A 17,625-nucleotide genomic window follows, 5' to 3' on the forward strand; every position below is an offset into this window, starting at 1 on the left:
TGTTCGTCTTGGATCAATTAAACGCGTTAACCTATAAATTGCTGTGGGGGCAGCTGTGGGAACTCGGACAGTTTACACAGCATCCGTTTGACTTGGACGCTCTGAAGGCCAAGGTGCATTCGCGCTATGGAAGCTGGCTTAAAGAGAGCCTGACACAGCTGACCGAACAGGGGTATATCAGGCTGCCACAAGGACAGGGCCTTGCGAAAGCAGCTCCTCCTGTTCATCTGAACGAGGTGTGGGAAGAGTGGGCGGCCGCCAAGAAGGAATGGCTGCACAATCCTAATTTACATGCCCAAGTCAACCTGTTGGAAACAGCGCTTCGGGCGCTTCCGGCGATATTGACCGGCCGGACCTCCGCCACTGACGTTCTGTTTCCAAACGGCTCGATGGAGCTTGTCGAAGGCATCTATAAATATAATCCGGTATCGGATTACTTTAACGAGGTGTTGGCCAATACAGCGGCCGCATATGTAAAAAGTCTGGGTCAAGGGCAACGGATGCGCATTCTTGAGCTGGGAGCGGGAACGGGCGGTACGAGCGAGATGGTCTTCCGCAAGCTGGAGCCTTATCGGGTACAGATCGCGGAGTACGTTTACAGCGACTTATCGAAAGCACTTCTTATCCGTGCACAAGAACAATACGGACCGGCAGTTCCCTATTTAAGCTGCCGGATCGTGAACGTTGAAGAGCCCTTGGAGGAACAGGGGATTTCGTCAGGCACATTCGATATGGTCATCGCGTCAAATGTGCTGCATGCGACAAAAAATATTCGGCTTACGCTGCGCACCGTTAAATCTGCACTGAAAAAAAATGGTTTATTGCTGCTAAATGAGATGAGCAACAATACGCTCTTCGCTCACCTGACATTCGGTCTTCTGGATGGCTGGTGGCTCTATGAGGACGACTGGCTGCGCATTCCGGGTTCGCCCGCCTTAACTTCGGAGACCTGGACGAAAGTTTTGGAGCAGGAGGGGTTCCAGTCGGTTTATTTCCCGGCGCAGGCATCCCGGAACTTGGGACAGCAGATTATCGCTTGCCAGAGCGATGGCGTTGTACGAAAATCCGGCACATCGTCAGCAAAACGAACTGGGTCGAATATGGATACCGCTGCGGCGATGATTGTCTCCACAACGGCAGATGATACCGGAAAAGTGGAACCGAAAGCGGATTGGACTGCTCAGGACAATGACAGATACGTGCAAGCTGTCAAGCTCATGCTTAGAAAGCACATCTCGACAGCACTTAAGGTTGACCGCGATCAGATCGCTCCGAACCATGCTTTTGCCGATTACGGGCTGGATTCCATTACGAGCGTTCACTTAATCCAATTGGTTAATGAGGAGCTTGGACTGGAGCTGCCGACGACCGTTCTGTTTACATACAGCTCGATTAATCAGTTTACAGGCTATTTGCTGGCTGAGCACGGCGAAGCCGTTTCCCGGGTCTTCGGAGCTGCGGACCGCATAGCGCCGCAGGCGGCTGTTAGGCTGAACGAAGTCGAATCGCCCCCTGCGTTCCAGAAGGCGGATGCACGAGCCCAAGGGCCGGCTCATAAGGAGCCGATTGCCATCATCGGCATAAGCGGAAGGTTTGCCAAATCCCGTAGCATGGAAGAATTATGGGAGCATTTGGCCAGTGGAACGGATTTGGTCGGGGAAATCACGCGATGGAAACAGTCGGACTCCAATATCGTTCGCTATGGTAGCTTACTTGATGATTATGACGAGTTCGACCCGTACTTTTTTCATATTTCGGGAACGGAAGCGGTTTACATGGATCCTCAGCAGCGGTTGTTTCTGGAGGAGTCCTGGAAAGCGCTGGAGGACGCCGGCTATGCCGGATCGGCAATGGAAGGCCGCCGGTGCGGCGTTTATGTCGGGTACAATATCGGCGATTATATGCATCTGCTCGGCGACAATCCCCCGGCGCAGGCGATGTGGGGAAATGCCGGTGCTATCGTAGCTGCCCGAATTTCGTATTATTTGAACTTGAGAGGCCCGGCGATAGCAGTCGATACCGCCTGCTCCAGCTCACTCGTATCTGTTCATCTTGCATGTCAGGGACTGTGGGCGCGTGAGACAGATATGAGCTTGGCCGGGGGTGTGTTCATTCAGTCTACCCCGACTTTCCACGACAGTGCACAGCGGGCAGGCATGCTGTCTGCTTCCGGGCGCTGTTATACGTTTGATGAACGGGCGGACGGTTTTGTGCCGGGAGAGGGCGCCGGTGCGGTTGTTCTCAAACGGTTAAGCGATGCGATTGCCGACGGAGACCATATCTACGGTGTCATTGCCGGATCGGGCATGAACCAGGACGGCACGACCAACGGGATTACGGCACCGAGCGGCGCTGCACAGGAAGAGCTCGAGCGCGAAGTGTATGAACAATTCGGCATCGATCCCGGGCGCATTCAACTGGTAGAAGCACACGGCACCGGTACTAAGCTTGGCGACCCCATCGAGCATGAGGCGTTGACGCGCGCATTTAGACATTACACAGCCAAAACGGAATACTGTGCGATTGGCTCTATCAAGACAACGATCGGCCATACGATCGCTGCAGCGGGCATCGCGGGGTTGATCAAGCTGATGCTGTCATTGAAATATAAAAAGCTTCCGCCATCTCTTCATTATCAGAAGGGCAATGCGAATATCCGAATGGAGGGAAGCCCCTTCTACGTCAACACCCGCCTCAAGGAATGGCCTGCTGAGCCGGGTGAAAGCCGGTTCGCGGCGATCAGTTCATTCGGCTTCAGCGGGACGAATGTGCACATGGTCCTTCAGGAAGCGCCGACGATAGATCGTCAGCCAAGGCCAACGCGCAGTCATCTGCTGGTGCTGTCGGCGCATTCCGACGCGCAGCTACGTCAGCAGGCGGAGCAGCTTATCGCTTACTGCGGCAAGCATCCCGAAGCGGATATCGGGGATATGAGCTATACACTGCTGATCGGACGTAAGCATTTGCCGCATCGGCTGGCCTGTATCATCGAGGATGTGACTGCCCTTGTCGCTGTGCTGAACCGCTGGCTCCTTGAGGGGAGCGCGCCAGGCCTCTTTGCGTCGGTCGTGCACGAATGGGAACTGCAGGAGGATGCGATCAAGAAGAACGAGGGTCTGGTGTGCATTATGGAATGGCGTAATTCGGAGCTCGATAAGCCGGAGATGTTAGAAAGGATTGCCCGCTTGTATCAGCAAGGATATGAGCTGGCGTATGACAAGCTGTTTACAGCCAGTCAATACAGACGGATTTCATTGCCGGTGTATCCCTTTGCAAGGGAGAGATTTTGGGTGCCGCTTAGCGGAGTGAGTGAGTCGGTGAAGCGGGAAGAACGGCAGCAATCGGAAGTTCTTCATCCGCTGGTGCACCGCAATACGTCGACGCTTACGGAGCAGCGGTATAGCTCCGTATTCACGGGCGATGAGCCCTTCTTCACGGACCATGTGCTAAACGGCCAGAAGATTTTTCCCGGCTCCGCTTACTTGGAAATGGCTCATGCAGCCGTACGGCTTGCAACTGAATCGGCTGCTGACGACGGACGAATCCTGCAGCTGAAGCATGTTGGATGGGTACAACCCCTCATTGCGCGGGATGAACCGGTTGTCCTTCACATCGCGCTCGCTTCCGGAGAGAATGAGGAAATTACGTTCGAGGTATACAGCTTGTCGGGGGATAAAGACAGGGAAGAAGCGGTTGTTCATTTTCAAGGTTCGGGAAGGTGGACGGCAGCCGCGCCGGAGGAGCGGCTGAATGTGCGGGAGGCGCAAGCGGCATGCCGCCATACGGTTTCGTCGGAAGCATGCTACGAGGCGTTTGCACAGATCGGCTTTCATTACGGCATCACCCACAAGGGCATCGAGCAGCTTCATATTGGAGAACAGGCTGCGCTGGTGAAGCTGTCGATGCCTGCTGATCAAGGGAGCGTGGAGCCTTTTACGATGCATCCAGGTCTGCTGGATGCCGCACTCCAATCGATGGCCGGTCTTGTATTCGGAGAAAATAACGTAAGCCCATTGGATGGCAGTCTTCGTTTAAGCCCGCTTCTGCCTTTCGCTATTGAAACGCTCGATATCGTACATGCCATGGATGCCGAGATGTGGGCGTATTTGCGATTCAGCCACGACTCGGGGATGCATGGCGGCATTAAGAAGATTGATATCGATTTGGTTGACGCTCAGGGCCGTTTATGCGTACGGATCAAAGGGTATGCTGCCCGTTCTGTACAAGCCAACACTCACTCGGACGAGGGGGTGTTATTGTTCGAGCCGATATGGGAAACGGCGGAGGATTCTATAGGTACAAACGAAGCTGTGCACCGATATGAGCGCCGAATTGTCGTCGCTACTGAAGACTGTGCCTTCGCTCTGAAGGAAATCGAAGGACAGGGGGATGACGTCCGGTGCATCGCCCTGCAGACCGAACATCAGGATAAGATCGACCTGCGTTACCATGCTTATGCAGAACAGCTGCTCGGTATCGTACAGGAAGTGCTGCAGGATAACCGCTCCACTATGATACAGCTGCTTATCGGCCATACCGATCAACAGCAATTGGCTGCGGGGTTGTCGGGAATGCTCAAAACAGCGGCCATGGAAGAGCCGAGAATAGCCGGCCAGCTGATCGAGCTTGAAGCTCAGTCGAGTGAGCAGCACCTCGCCCAATTGCTAGCGGCGTACGCAAAGCACCCAGAATTACAGCACATCCGATTGAATAGGGAGCAGCAGAGCATTCTGCGCTGGCGCGAGATGCGAACGGTTCCCGAGTCGTCTACAGTCGTTCCTTGGAAGGATGGCGGCGTTTACCTCATAACCGGGGGAACAGGCGGGCTTGGCGTGCTATTTGCGGAAGAAATTGCGCGAAGGACCCGTGGCGCTGCCGTGATCCTTGCGGGACGTTCAGCGCTGGACCAAAACAAGCGCGAACGGATAGAGCAATTAACCAATCGAGGGCTGACGGTGGAATACAGGCAAACGGATGTCGGTAGCCCGGAGGCGGTGGAAACGCTGATCCAAGAGATTTGCCGCAAATACGGTACATTGAACGGGATCCTGCACGGCGCCGGTGTTATTCAAGATGCTTATTTGAAGAAAAAGTCCGCGGTTGAACTTCAGCAGGTCCTTCGGCCAAAAGTATCCGGAACGGTCTATCTGGATGATGCGACTCGCCATATTCCGTTGGATTTCTTCCTACTTTTCTCGGCTTTAGCAGGTGTAATAGGCAATCTCGCTCAGGCTGATTATGCGGCCGCCAACGCTTTTCTGAATCGTTTTGCTGCCTACCGTAACGAGTTAGCGGGAGCCGGACAACGGCATGGCCGCACATTGTCGATTTGTTGGCCGCTGTGGCAAGAAGGCGGCATGCAGGTTCATGCCGAGACGGCGAAGCTGTTGAAGCAGAAGAGCGGCATGCGAGCAATGGCAAGCAGCACGGGCATTCAAGCGTTTTACATGGCTTTGGCTGCTGGAAAATCGCAAATCACCGTTATCGACGGTGAGAAAGAAACGTTACGCGTCTTTATGCGGATGGCACAAAACGAAGGGAAGGTGCAGGCTTTCGAAAGCAGTATGAAAGAGCCGTCCGCTTGGGATCAAAGCGATGCGCTTCAGGAGAAAGCGGTCGCGTATTTGACGAATTTGATATCATCCGTGGCCGGCACGCCCGCCAGCCGGATGGACCCGGACGCTCCGATGGAAACGTACGGCCTCGATTCCGTCATGGTGATGCAAATCACCAGCCGGCTGGAAGCATCCTTCGGTTCCCTGTCGAAAACATTGTTTTTCGAATATCCGAACATCGGTCGACTGGCGGCTTTTTTCATCGAACATCATCGTTTCCGTTTGGCCGAGTTAGTTGGCGCTAAAATGGCGGCGGAAGATTCCATGAGTCCTATTACCGTATTACTGAAGCCAAAGAAAGCAGGCCGCAAAGCTGCACGCCCGATCTCCAAGCGGCCGACAGAAGCACGGGACGGAAGTCGTGTACACGATATTGCGATCGTCGGTATAGCCGGCCGTTATCCGGGCGCTAAAAATGTTGAACAATTTTGGGAGAAGCTTCGTGACGGTCAGGACTGCATCAGCGAAATTCCGCCCGACCGCTGGGATCACAGCGTCTACTATGACCCGGATAAGAGCAAGCCGGGCAAAGTGTATACGAAGTGGGGCGGATTTGTGGAGGGCGTCGACCGCTTCGATCCGATGTTCTTTCATATATCGCCGCGTGAAGCCGAGATCATGGACCCGCAGGAAAGATTGTTTCTGCAATGCGTCTATGAATCGATCGAAGACGCTGGATATACACGGGAAACGCTCGCTGCCGAGGGGCAAGGGAAGACGAAGCGGGTTGGCGTATTCGTTGGCGTCATGAACGAGGAATATCAGCTATATGGCGCGGAGTTGACTGCCCGAGGGAAGCCAATCGCACTATCCGGTAATCCCTCGTCTGTCGCAAACCGGGTCTCTTACTTCTGCGATTTCAAAGGACCAAGCATGGCGGTGGACACGATGTGTTCCTCGTCGCTGACAGCCATTCATCTGGCTTGCCAAAGCTTGCGGCAAGGGGAAAGCCGTGTTGCCGTGGCCGGCGGCGTCAACGTATCCGTCCACCCGAATAAATACATTTTCCTTTCCCAAGGCAAATTCGTTTCCAGCAAAGGTCGCTGCGTAAGCTTCGGGAAAGACGGCGACGGTTACGTACCCGGCGAAGGGGTAGGTGCAGCTGTGCTGAAACCGCTCGAAGATGCAATTGCGGACGGCGATCACATTTATGGCATTATCAAGGGAACGGCCATCAACCATGGCGGCAAGACAAACGGCTATTCGGTACCCAGTCCGGCTGCGCAGGCCGATGTCATTGGCGAGGCAATCAAGGATGCCGGTATTGATCCGCGAACCATTAGCTATATCGAAGCGCACGGCACGGGCACCTCGCTTGGCGATCCGATTGAAATCGCGGGCTTGAGCCAATCCTTCCGCGCCTATACGGCAGATGATCGCTTTTGTGCGATCGGCTCGGCCAAATCGAACATCGGCCATTGCGAAAGCGCAGCAGGCATTGCTGGTTTGACGAAGGTATTGCTTCAGATGAAATACGGTCAACTGGCGCCTTCTCTGCATGCGGAGGAGCTCAATCCGAACATCGATTTCGAGCAATCACCTTTTGTGGTACAGCGGACGCTGGAGGCCTGGAACCGACCTGTTCTGACCATAGACGGGACTGCAAGGGAAATTCCGAGAATCGCCGGACTCTCTTCCTTTGGCGCGGGAGGCTCCAACGGGCATCTCGTCATCGAAGAATATATTTCAGACGAGCATGTGACAGCCGAAAAGCAGACTTACCATAGGCACGATCCGGCTATCATTGTACTTTCAGCGCGCGACGAAGAGCGTCTACAGCTCGTTGCGCAGCGTCTCTTGTCCTTCATACGCGATCAAGGCTGTGATCACACAAACCTGGAGAATCTGGCCTACACCCTCCAAGTGGGCCGGGAAGCGATGGAGGAACGGCTGGCGATGCTCGTCGGTTCGATCGAAGAGCTGGAGAATAAGCTGCTTGCTTATTTAGCGGATCGCGAAGAAAGGGACAACGTTTTCCGCGGTCACATCCAGACTAATGAACTGATGCAAATGTGGCGGACAGACGAGGATTTATCGGAGACGTTTAAGGCATGGATGAGAAAAGGGAAATTCGGGAAGATCCTCGGTCTGTGGGTGAAAGGGCTGAGCATCGATTGGCGTCTGCTTTACGAAGATACGGTTCCCCGCCGGATGAGCCTGCCAACGTATCCGTTTGCGGAGGAGAGGTACTGGATACCGGAAACCGACAGCATATTTGCTCGGGAAGGAGAGGGCGGGAAGCCTCTTCATCCGCTGCTGCACCGGAATACATCGGACGTGTCGCAGCTGCGTTTCAGTTCGCTGTTTACCGGTAAGGAGCAGTTCCTGAGCGATCATGTTGTTCATGGAAATAAGATCATGCCGGGCGCCGCTTACCTCGAAATGATTCGCGCAGCCGCTGAGGCTGCAGCCGGCAAGCTGTTAAGTTCGGCAGGCACTCGTCTTCATCAGATCGTATGGAGAAAACCCCTTGTCATGAACGACGCATCCTCCGAGGTGCATATTCGGCTCCGTAAGGAAGACGAAGAATTGGCATGCGAGGTCTTTACCAATCAGGGCGAAGACGAGAATGAGGTCTTGTATTGTACGGCAACGGTATCGCTTCAGGAGCCCGAAGAGAGCCCGATTATGGATATTGAAGTCATAAGAGCACAATGCAGCGGGCCGAAGCTGTCAGGAGAGCAATGCTATCGGGCATTCGAATCAGCCGGACTTTTGTATGGACCCGGCAACAGAGGGATCAGAATTATCTATACCGGCAACGATCAAGCTTTGGCGAACGTGTTTGTTCCGGCGGAAGCAGCCGGCACGCCGCATGATTATGTGCTTCATCCGAGTTTGATTGATTCCGTCTTCCAGGCAACGATCGGCTTGTTTCCCCGTCAAGTTCTGGAAGCAATGGAGGGGCAGCCGCAGTCCGTGAGCCCAATCGTTCCTTTTGTGCTGGAGGAATTGGACATCCTTGGCCCATGTTCAGGAGAGATGTGGGCATGGATCCGGTTCAGCAGCGGTCTTCTACCGGAGAGCCCGATCCGCAAGCTGGATATCGAGCTTATCGACAGCAGTGGAATCGTTTGTGTACGGATGAGAGGATTGACGTCCAGACGGATTGACGGTGAAGAGGTTCGTGATCAACCTGTTGCAACCCCTAAGGAAACGCTTTTGTTCCAGCCGATATGGGAACGGAAGCCTTGCTATACGGAGAACACAGTGACTTATACCAGGCGTATCGTCTTGTTGGGCGGATCGGACAGCTCGCTTGCGGATCAACTCATGCAACAGGGGGGCGGGGCTGAGGTTCATCTATTGGGCGACGGCCTGGAAAGTATGACGTTGGAGTCGCGTTATACGTTTTATGCCAAACGGATGTTGAAACAGCTTCAATCCGCACTTCATGGTACGGAAGGCAGGACGCTGATTCAATTGGTGCTCCCGTACAACGACAATCAGCGTCTCATGGTTGGATTAAGCGGAATGCTAAAGACCGCTGCTCTTGAACAACCCGGTGTCGTCGGGCAGACGATTTTACTGGGTAAGGACTCGGCGGGCCCTGTCATTGCCGGGATTATCGAAGAGAATGGGTCTGAACCGGAAGATGACGTCATTCGTTATGAAGCCGGCAATCGTTATGTTCAAAGGCTTGTGGAAATGGGACTCAAAAACGGGGTTCCGGTACCTTGGAAACATAACGGCACGTATCTGATCACAGGCGGCTGCGGCAAGCTTGGGATGATCGCTGCGCGAGATGCCGCCGCGCGAACTAGTGGTGCGAACCTGATCCTAACGGGGCGCTCCGCTCATGATGAACAGATACAGAAGCATCTTGACGAATTGAAAGCGGTGGGAGCCCATGCAGAGTACTGCAGCTTGGACATCAGCGACGCTTCCGCCATCCAAGAAACAATCGAACGGATAGAAGCTCGTTATGGCGGTTTGTCCGGCATCATTCATTGCGCAGGCACTCGAGCGGACAGCTTCATCTTGAAAAAAACGGAAATAGACATTGATCGGGTATTCGCCGCTAAAGTGGCTGGTCTTATTCATCTGGACCGTTCAACGAGGCATATGGAGCTCGACTTTATGCTGCTTTATTCCTCTCTTGCCGGAACGCTGGGCAATTTCGGTCAAGCCGACTATGCAGCCGCCAATGGGTTTATGGACGCGTTCGCAGCGCATCGGAACGATCTTACGGCTTCAGGACTTCGCAAGGGCAAAGCCTGCTCGATCGCCTGGCCGCTCTGGGAGAAGGGCGGCATGCAAATCGATGAGGAAACGCTCTCCATGATGAACAGGCTGACCGGGATGTCTGTGCTCGAAACCGCCGACGGGTTGCACGCTTTATATGCCGCAGCAGTATCTGCAGCGGACCATGTCCTGACGATAGCGGGAGATCCTTCCCGTATGCGGGCTGCCTTGACGGCTGGGAGCCAGTCTCCACCGCAGGATCAAGCTCGGCCGGCAGCTGTCGTGCAGCAGCCTGTAAAGGCTGACGGCATTCCGGCCTTTCCGCAGGATGAGCTGGAGCAGAAGACCATAGCGTACTTAAAATCGCTTGTATCGGCGGTAATTAAGCTGCCCATTCAGCGGATGCATGAGGATACGCCATTCGAGAAATATGGTGTCGATTCAGTGACCATCATGCAGCTGACAGCGAGTCTGGAACAATCATTCGGAACGTTGTCCAAAACGCTGTTCTTTGAATATATGACGATCAGGGAGTTGGCCGGCTATTTGATGCGTGCTCACCTCGGCCGTCTGCCTGCTGTCTTGGGCTTGGAGGACGGTTCTTCGTTCGAATCGGCAGCGTCCATCCCTGAACGCGCCGGGCTTACGCGTCATGACAGCCATGCTGTAGAGAAAGTAGAACCGCCAGCCGGCAATAACGATGTTGAATCGGTAGGTGCTACAACCGAATGGCGGCCGGAGGATATCGCGATTATCGGGGTGGCCGGACGCTATCCGGGAGCAAGAGACGTGGAGGCGTTTTGGCACAATATCCGGAACGGCGTCGACAGCATCACCGAAATCCCGGCAGACCGTTGGAATCATGAGGCAATCTTTGATGCAGAGCCTGATAAACAGGGGAAAACCTATTCCAAATGGGGAGGCTTCCTGGAAGGGGTGGATTGCTTCGATCCGCTGTTCTTTCACATTTCGCGCAAAGAAGCGGCGTTTATGGATCCTCAGGAGCGATTGTTTCTACAGTGCACGTACGAACTGCTGCAGGATGCCGGATACACGAGGCAGGACCTGCAGCAGCTCGATTCGTCCGGTCTTGGCGGTAATGTAGGCGTTTACGTCGGTGTCATGTACGAGGAATATCAGCTTTATGGTGCGGAAGAAACGGTTCGGGGCCGGCCGATGGCGCTGTCGGGCAGCGCTTCGTCGATTGCGAACCGCGTCTCGTATTTTTGCAATTTCCATGGACCGAGCCTGGCTATCGATACGATGTGCTCATCTTCACTCTCCGCGATACATTTGGCCTGCCAAAGTCTGCGGGAGGGAGAATGCGATGCAGCTATAGCAGGGGGTGTAAACCTTTCCATTCATCCGAATAAGTACTTGGCGCTTGCGCAAGGAAAATTCGTGTCGAGCAAAGGCCGGTGCGAGAGCTTCGGCGAGGGAGGCGACGGTTACGTGCCGGGCGAAGGCGTCGGCGCCGTTCTGTTAAAGCCGTTGTCACGGGCCATTGCCGACAATGACCGCATCTACGGCGTCATTAAAGGCTCAGCCGTCAACCATGGCGGTAAGACGAACGGCTACTCGGTTCCGAATCCGAAAGCGCAGGCAAGTGTGATCGAGCGGGCGATCCGGAAGTCGGGCATTGATCCGGCCGCGATCAGCTATATCGAAGCGCATGGGACCGGTACGGCGCTTGGCGATCCCATCGAAATAAAAGGTTTAAGTGATGCATGGAAAACGAGTGCCCTTCCGACATCCGCTTGTGCGATCGGTTCAGTAAAATCCAACATTGGTCACTGCGAGAGCGCAGCGGGAATTGCGGGCTTAACGAAGGTTCTGATGCAGTTGAAATACGGGGAGCTGGCGCCATCGCTTCATTCCGAGAAGCTGAACCCGAATATCGTCTTCCCGGATACACCGTTTAGGGTGCAGCAGAAGCTGGAGGAATGGAAGCGGCCCGTCGTCGAAGCAGGCGGAGAAAAGCAGGAAATGCCGCGCATAGCGGGCATTTCTTCGTTCGGTGCGGGAGGATCCAATGCTCACGTAATCGTGGAAGAATATAATCCGCCCGCAGCGGTACATTCGGTCGATCAGGCCGGGAGTACCGTTCCGATTGTTTTGTCTGCGCCGAACAAAGAGGGATTGAAACGATTGGCTTCTCGCTATCTGGATGCAATAGCGATGCGGCAGATTACGGATGATAACTTGTCAGATGCGGCTTATACCCTTCAGGTGGGTCGTGAGGCGATGGAAGAACGAGCGGCTATGTCCGTTTCTTCGGTTCTGGAGCTAAAACGCGGGTTGCAGGCGATTGCCGAGAACGGCCGAATGGAGAAGCTGCACCTCGGCAGGGTGAAGTCAGGCGCGGCACTGTCTGAGCTGCAGGCTGGAGCGCCGGATGAATCGACCTGGCTGGGATGGTTTGCTTCTGAGAAGTTTGATCCGCTTCTGTCTTTATGGGTAAGCGGTATTGATTTCGATTGGCGGCTGGTCTACGGCAAAACGGCACCGACACGCATTAGTCTGCCCGCCTATCCGTTCGCTGAAGAAAGATGCTGGTATAACATTAGCGGCAATGGACAACAATCCGCAGGAACATATGGAAGCGAATCTGCTCCAGCTCCAAAAGTTCAAATTCATGAGGCTGGAACGATGGACCGGGAAGCAGTGGAGACAATTACGTTAATGCCACTATCGAACATTCCCGATCAAATCGATCACGGAAGCGGACACTCGCTGCGGCTCCCGCCGATTAAATTGAAGAAGATCGACGGGGTATCGAAGCAGCGCATATCGCTCGATGTGTTGACAGAGCAGCTGGCCGAGAGCTTGGCCGATGCGATGTTTATGGAACGTGCCGAATTGGACCCAGAGAGAAAGTTTATCGAAATCGGCGTGGACTCGATTATCGGCGTGGAATGGATCAAAGCAGTAAATAAGAAGTATGACGTATCCATTACGGCGACAAAAATATACGATTACTCGACTTTAAGCGAATTTGCCGCCTATTTGCACGGCGTAATCGCTGAGAAGGCCGCTTCGGTTGGGAACGAAACGGAAGGAAAAGCAGAAGCAGAACACGATTACGATCACGTAAGCCGGTTGCCGAAACAAACGGCAGCACTTACGGCAGCCGAACATGAGAACTCTGCCGAAGAAAGAACGCCCCCTCCAAACAACGGTGTTTCCTTGGAGGTACTGGAAGAACAATTGGTCCAGAGCATGGCGGAGGCCATGTTTATGCAGCCTGACGAGATTGATCCTGAAATCAAATTCGTGGACATCGGGGTTGATTCGATTGTCGGCGTCGAATGGATCAAGGCGGTTAATAAGCAATACGGCACGAGCATCACGGCGACGAAAATATATGACTATTCGACGATTAGACAGTTCGCGGCCTATCTGAGTTCCGAGCTGAGCCGGGGTCAAGGCGCTTCCCCGGAACAGGAGACCGTACGTTCTCCGCTTATGCTGGATGACATTTTACAGCAAGTAGAAAGCGGTAGGCTGGACATTCATGAGGCTAACGATTACGTCAGTCGTCTTATCCTTGAGGAGGAACGGAATTGAACAGACAAGAAATAACAGCCGTTATCATAAAAAATTTGTATGAGATCGTCCCCGAATTAGAGGGACGGGAACTGAGGCCGGAGGACCGGCTTTCGGATCTCGGATTGAACTCCGTCGATCGCGCGGATCTAATTTCGATGGTGATGGAGGATTTGTCGCTTTTGCAGACTCAAAGATCGCAGTTTATTGGAATGTCGAGCATAGGGGAACTGGCCGATGGGTTCTTGGGTAAGCTGTAGGCCGGACGATATCGTCATCTCAGGCATCGGCATCACATCGGCCATTGGTCAAGGACAGGCGGCCTTCGCGGCAGCCCTCCTTGACGGCCGGCACGCCTTTTCTGTGCTGAACCGTCCAGGTCGCCAAAAAGGAAGCTCTGCTTTCCTGGGGGCGGAGATCGAATCGCTGGTTATGCCGGAACGTCTTTCTAAACGGCTGCTGCGAACGGCTTCCTTCTCCGGGCAGGCTGCGATGGCAACGATGCATGAGGCTTGGGAGGATGCAGTTCTGGATCAGGTTGAGCCAGAGCGTATCGGCCTCATTATCGGAGGTTCCAACTTACAGCAGCGGGAGGCTCTCCAAGCCTATGCCTCGTATTCGGAACGTCCTTCGTTTCTGAGGCCCACTTATGCGATGACGTACATGGACAGTGATTTATGCGGACTTTGCACGGAGCAGTTTGGGATTCGCGGATTTGCGTTTACATTGGGAGGCGCATCCGCAAGCGGTCAGGCTATTATCGCTCAAGCCGTTCAAGCTGTTAGCTCGGGGGAAGTCGATGCTTGCATCGCAGTCGGGGCATTGGCCGACCTTTCCTATATGGAGCTTGCGGCCTTTCGCAATCTGGGCGCAATGGGCTCCGATCAATATGCCGACAGACCGGATCTGGCATGCCGGCCATTTGACCGCGGCCGGGACGGCTTCATCTACGGGGAAAACTGCGCTGCCGTCGTCATTGAGCGCGCGTCTTGTGCTGGTAAGAGAGGGGTTCTTCCTTATGCAGCCATTACCGCTACGGCGATCGCGATGGACGGCAACCGAAATCCGAATCCGTCCTACGAGGGAGAAATGCGCGTGATCCGCGAAGCTCTTCTCCGGGCCGGCATTGCAGCCGCCGACATCGACTACGTCAATCCGCATGGAACGGGCTCCCCGGTCGGTGATGAAACGGAGCTGCGCGCGCTTAAAGACAGCGGATTGTCGCATGCCTACATTAATGCGACCAAATCCATAACAGGCCATGGCCTTAGTGCGGCAGGAGCCGTGGAAATTATTGCGGTATTGCTTCAGATGCGCAACTCCCGCCTTCATCCGACGCGTAATCTGGAGCTTCCGGTTGACGAGTCGTTCAATTGGGTGAAGGAACAATTCGTCCCGTACTCCATTTCTCGGGCTTTATGCCTCAGCATGGGCTTTGGCGGCATGAATACAGCGGTCATCTTGCAAAAGATTTAAAACGAACGGAAAAGGAGAATGGGGCTTGACTCAAGTTGGAATAGAAGCGATGAATGTTTTTGGCGGCACTGCTTTTCTGGATGTCCCGGAACTTGCAGCAAGGCGTCAATTGGATACTGCCCGGTTCGAGAATCTGATGATGCTCGAGAAAACCGTTGCCTTGTCTTACGAGGACCCTATTACGTTCGGTGTCAATGCAGCGAAGCCGATCGTGGATTCGCTGTCTGAAGAAGAGCGGAACCGGATCGAACTGGTGATTACCTGTACGGAATCCGGCATCGATTTCGGCAAATCGATGAGCACGTATATCCATCATTATCTCGGCTTAAATCGCCGATGCCGGATGTACGAAATCAAGCAGGCCTGCTATTCGGGAACAGCAGGCCTGCATGCCGCGGTCCAATTTATTCTCTCCGGTACATCCCCGGGGGCCAAGGCGCTGGTGATCGCCACGGACATATCCCGTTTTTTCGTGGCTAAGGGCGGGAGCTCGCTGACCGAAGACTGGTCCTATGCAGAGCTAAGCGCGGGAGCCGGAGCTGTTGCCCTTCTGGTCAGCGATACGCCGTATGTCTTCCAAATCGATACGGGCGCGAGCGGTTATTACGGTTATGAAGTGATGGATACGTGCCGCCCGATGCCGGACAGTGAAGCAGGCAATTCCGATTTGTCGCTGTCCACGTATTTGGATTGCTGCGAACAAACCTTTATGGCCTACAAATCGCGGGTGCCTGAAGCCGACTATAAGGATACGTTTCAATATTTAGCGTTTCATACTCCCTTCGGCGGTATGGTGAAGGGCGCGCATCGCACGATGATGCGAAGAATCGCGAAGGCCAAAGCGCCGGAGATCGACGCGGACTTTAATCAGCGTGTCCTTCCCGGCATTCGATTTTGCCAGCGTGTCGGCAATATCATGGGCGGCACCGTTTTCCTGTCACTGGCAGGCCTAATCGAGCATGGGACATTTGATACGCCCAAGCGGATCGGCTGTTATTCGTACGGCTCCGGCTGCTGCTCGGAATTTTACAGCGGTGTCGCCACAAGTCAAAGCCAGGCGGCACTGCGTAAATTCAAGCTGAGCGAACGTCTACAGGAGCGCCGTCTGCTCGGCTTTGACGAATATGAAGCGATGCTGAGAAGCGGTCACGGCATCCGGTTTGGAACTCGTAACGCGAAGCTCGACTTGCAAGGGATTCCCGCATCTGTGCGGGGCGAGCAACGGCTTTACCTGGAAGAGATCCGGGACTTCCATCGGATTTACAGGTGGCTGTAATGGAGTTTAAGACGCTGCATGTTCGATATCAGGGAACCGTATGCTTTATCAGACTGCACCGGCCCGAAGCGGACAACGCGATCAATGACCAGCTTGTAGAGGAACTGGGCTGCGTGCTGGACCAATGCGAGGAAGAAGTGACGGTTGTCGTGCTGGAAGGTCTGCCTCATGTATTCTGCACGGGCGCAGATTTCCAGGAGATTCACGCTCATATGGCAGAAGGCCGATCCATGCGAAGCAATCCTGAACCTCTGTATGCGTTATGGATGAGAATGCGGACCGGACCGTACATCGTTCTTTCTCACGTCAAGGGTAAGGCAAATGCCGGGGGGCTTGGCTTTATCGCCGCAAGCGATATCGTTCTGGCGGACGGGACGGCCCAATTCAGCCTGTCCGAGCTGCTGTTCGGCCTGTATCCGGCTTGTGTGATGCCGTTTCTTATTCAAAAAACGGGCATGCAGCGCGCGCATTATATGACGCTAATGACACAGGCCTTCGATGCGGAAACCGCACTCCGCTGGGGGTTGATCGATGCCTGGGAGCCGGAAAGCGAGTCGCTGCTGCGCCGTCATCTGCTTCGATTGAAGCGTCTACCGAAGGCAGGGATTGCGAAGTACAAACGCTATATGATTGAGCTGCAGCCCTTAATCCGGGAAGGCAGGGAGCTGGCAATAGCTGCGAATCAAACCATGTTTGCCGACCCGGATTCGCTCGCAGCTATCTATAATTTTGTCAATAAAGGCCAATTTCCATGGGAAGGTTGATGTGTAATGCAACCGGTTGTAGAGCTACGTGAAATCGAGCCGGGTATCGCACTGATCACAATGCAGGACCGCGTATACAAAAACACGTTCTCCGACGACCTGGTAAAGGGTTTGGCGCATGCTTTCCTAACTGTAAAGGAAACAGAGCGGTATAAAGCCGTTATTTTGACCGGGTATGATACTTATTTTGCTTCCGGCGGGACGCAAGAAGCTTTGCTTGCCATTTTCGAAGGGCAATTGAAATTTACGGACAGCAACTTTTACAGCCTGGCGTTGGAATGCCCGGTTCCCGTCATATCCGCTATGCAGGGCCATGCGATCGGAGGCGGGTTTGTGATCGGAATGTTTGCCGATTTTGTCGTCATGAGCCGTGAGAGTGTCTATACGGCCAATTTCATGAAATACGGCTTCACACCGGGAATGGGCGCAACGTACATCTTGCCGCGAAAGCTGGGATTGAGCCTGGGCAATGAAATGCTGCTAAGCAGTAGCAATTACCGCGGGGCGGATCTGGAGAAGAGAGGCGTGCCTTTCGCGGTCCTTCCCCGGGACCAAGTGATGAGCCATGCTCTGGAGCTGGCGCGGCAGCTCGCGGAAAAGCCGCGCCTTTCGTTGGTTACTTTGAAGGACCATCTGGTTGAGACGATGCGAGCCGAGCTCCCGAATTATATTGCGAAAGAAGTCGCGATGCATGAGCTAACCTTCCATCAGACAGAAGTTCGGGACAAGATTCTATCCTTATTTGGCAAATAGCGAACAGGCA

Annotated in this window: 6 protein-coding genes; all 6 read left to right on the forward strand. The window is 54.2% G+C overall.

What is annotated here, in order from left to right:
• The first annotated feature begins 8 nt into the window (after positions 1-8).
• Genes ACFVS2_RS27240 through ACFVS2_RS27265 form a run of 6 tightly spaced genes read left to right on the forward strand, consistent with a single transcriptional unit; the run spans position 9 to position 17,615 of the window.
• On the forward strand, positions 9-13,367 hold the full coding sequence (locus ACFVS2_RS27240; protein ID WP_390239522.1) for an SDR family NAD(P)-dependent oxidoreductase: 13,359 nt from the start codon (positions 9-11) through the stop codon (positions 13,365-13,367).
• On the forward strand, positions 13,364-13,606 hold the full coding sequence (locus ACFVS2_RS27245) for an acyl carrier protein (RefSeq protein WP_144619014.1): 243 nt from the start codon (positions 13,364-13,366) through the stop codon (positions 13,604-13,606). Before ACFVS2_RS27240 ends, ACFVS2_RS27245 begins: the two co-directional genes overlap by 4 nt.
• Entirely contained in the window at positions 13,584-14,822 is a 1,239-nt protein-coding gene (locus tag ACFVS2_RS27250) for a beta-ketoacyl synthase N-terminal-like domain-containing protein (protein ID WP_390239523.1), read from the forward strand. The genes ACFVS2_RS27245 and ACFVS2_RS27250 overlap by 23 nt, the downstream gene beginning before the upstream one ends.
• Before the next feature lie 25 nt (positions 14,823-14,847).
• A complete protein-coding gene (locus tag ACFVS2_RS27255) occupies positions 14,848-16,098 on the forward strand; it encodes a hydroxymethylglutaryl-CoA synthase family protein (RefSeq protein WP_144619016.1) in 1,251 nt (416 codons plus the stop codon).
• Positions 16,098-16,862: an enoyl-CoA hydratase/isomerase gene (locus tag ACFVS2_RS27260; RefSeq protein ID WP_390239524.1), complete on the forward strand. Its 765-nt coding sequence runs from the start codon at positions 16,098-16,100 to the stop codon at positions 16,860-16,862. Before ACFVS2_RS27255 ends, ACFVS2_RS27260 begins: the two co-directional genes overlap by 1 nt.
• A gap of 6 nt (positions 16,863-16,868) precedes the next feature.
• Positions 16,869-17,615, forward strand: a complete 747-nt coding sequence (locus ACFVS2_RS27265; protein ID WP_144619018.1) for a polyketide synthase — start codon at positions 16,869-16,871, stop codon at positions 17,613-17,615.
• Positions 17,616-17,625: the final 10 nt, after the last annotated feature.

The sequence above is a fragment of the Brevibacillus sp. NPDC058079 genome (assembly GCF_042885155.1).
In the GTDB taxonomy this organism is placed as follows: domain Bacteria; phylum Bacillota; class Bacilli; order Brevibacillales; family Brevibacillaceae; genus Brevibacillus.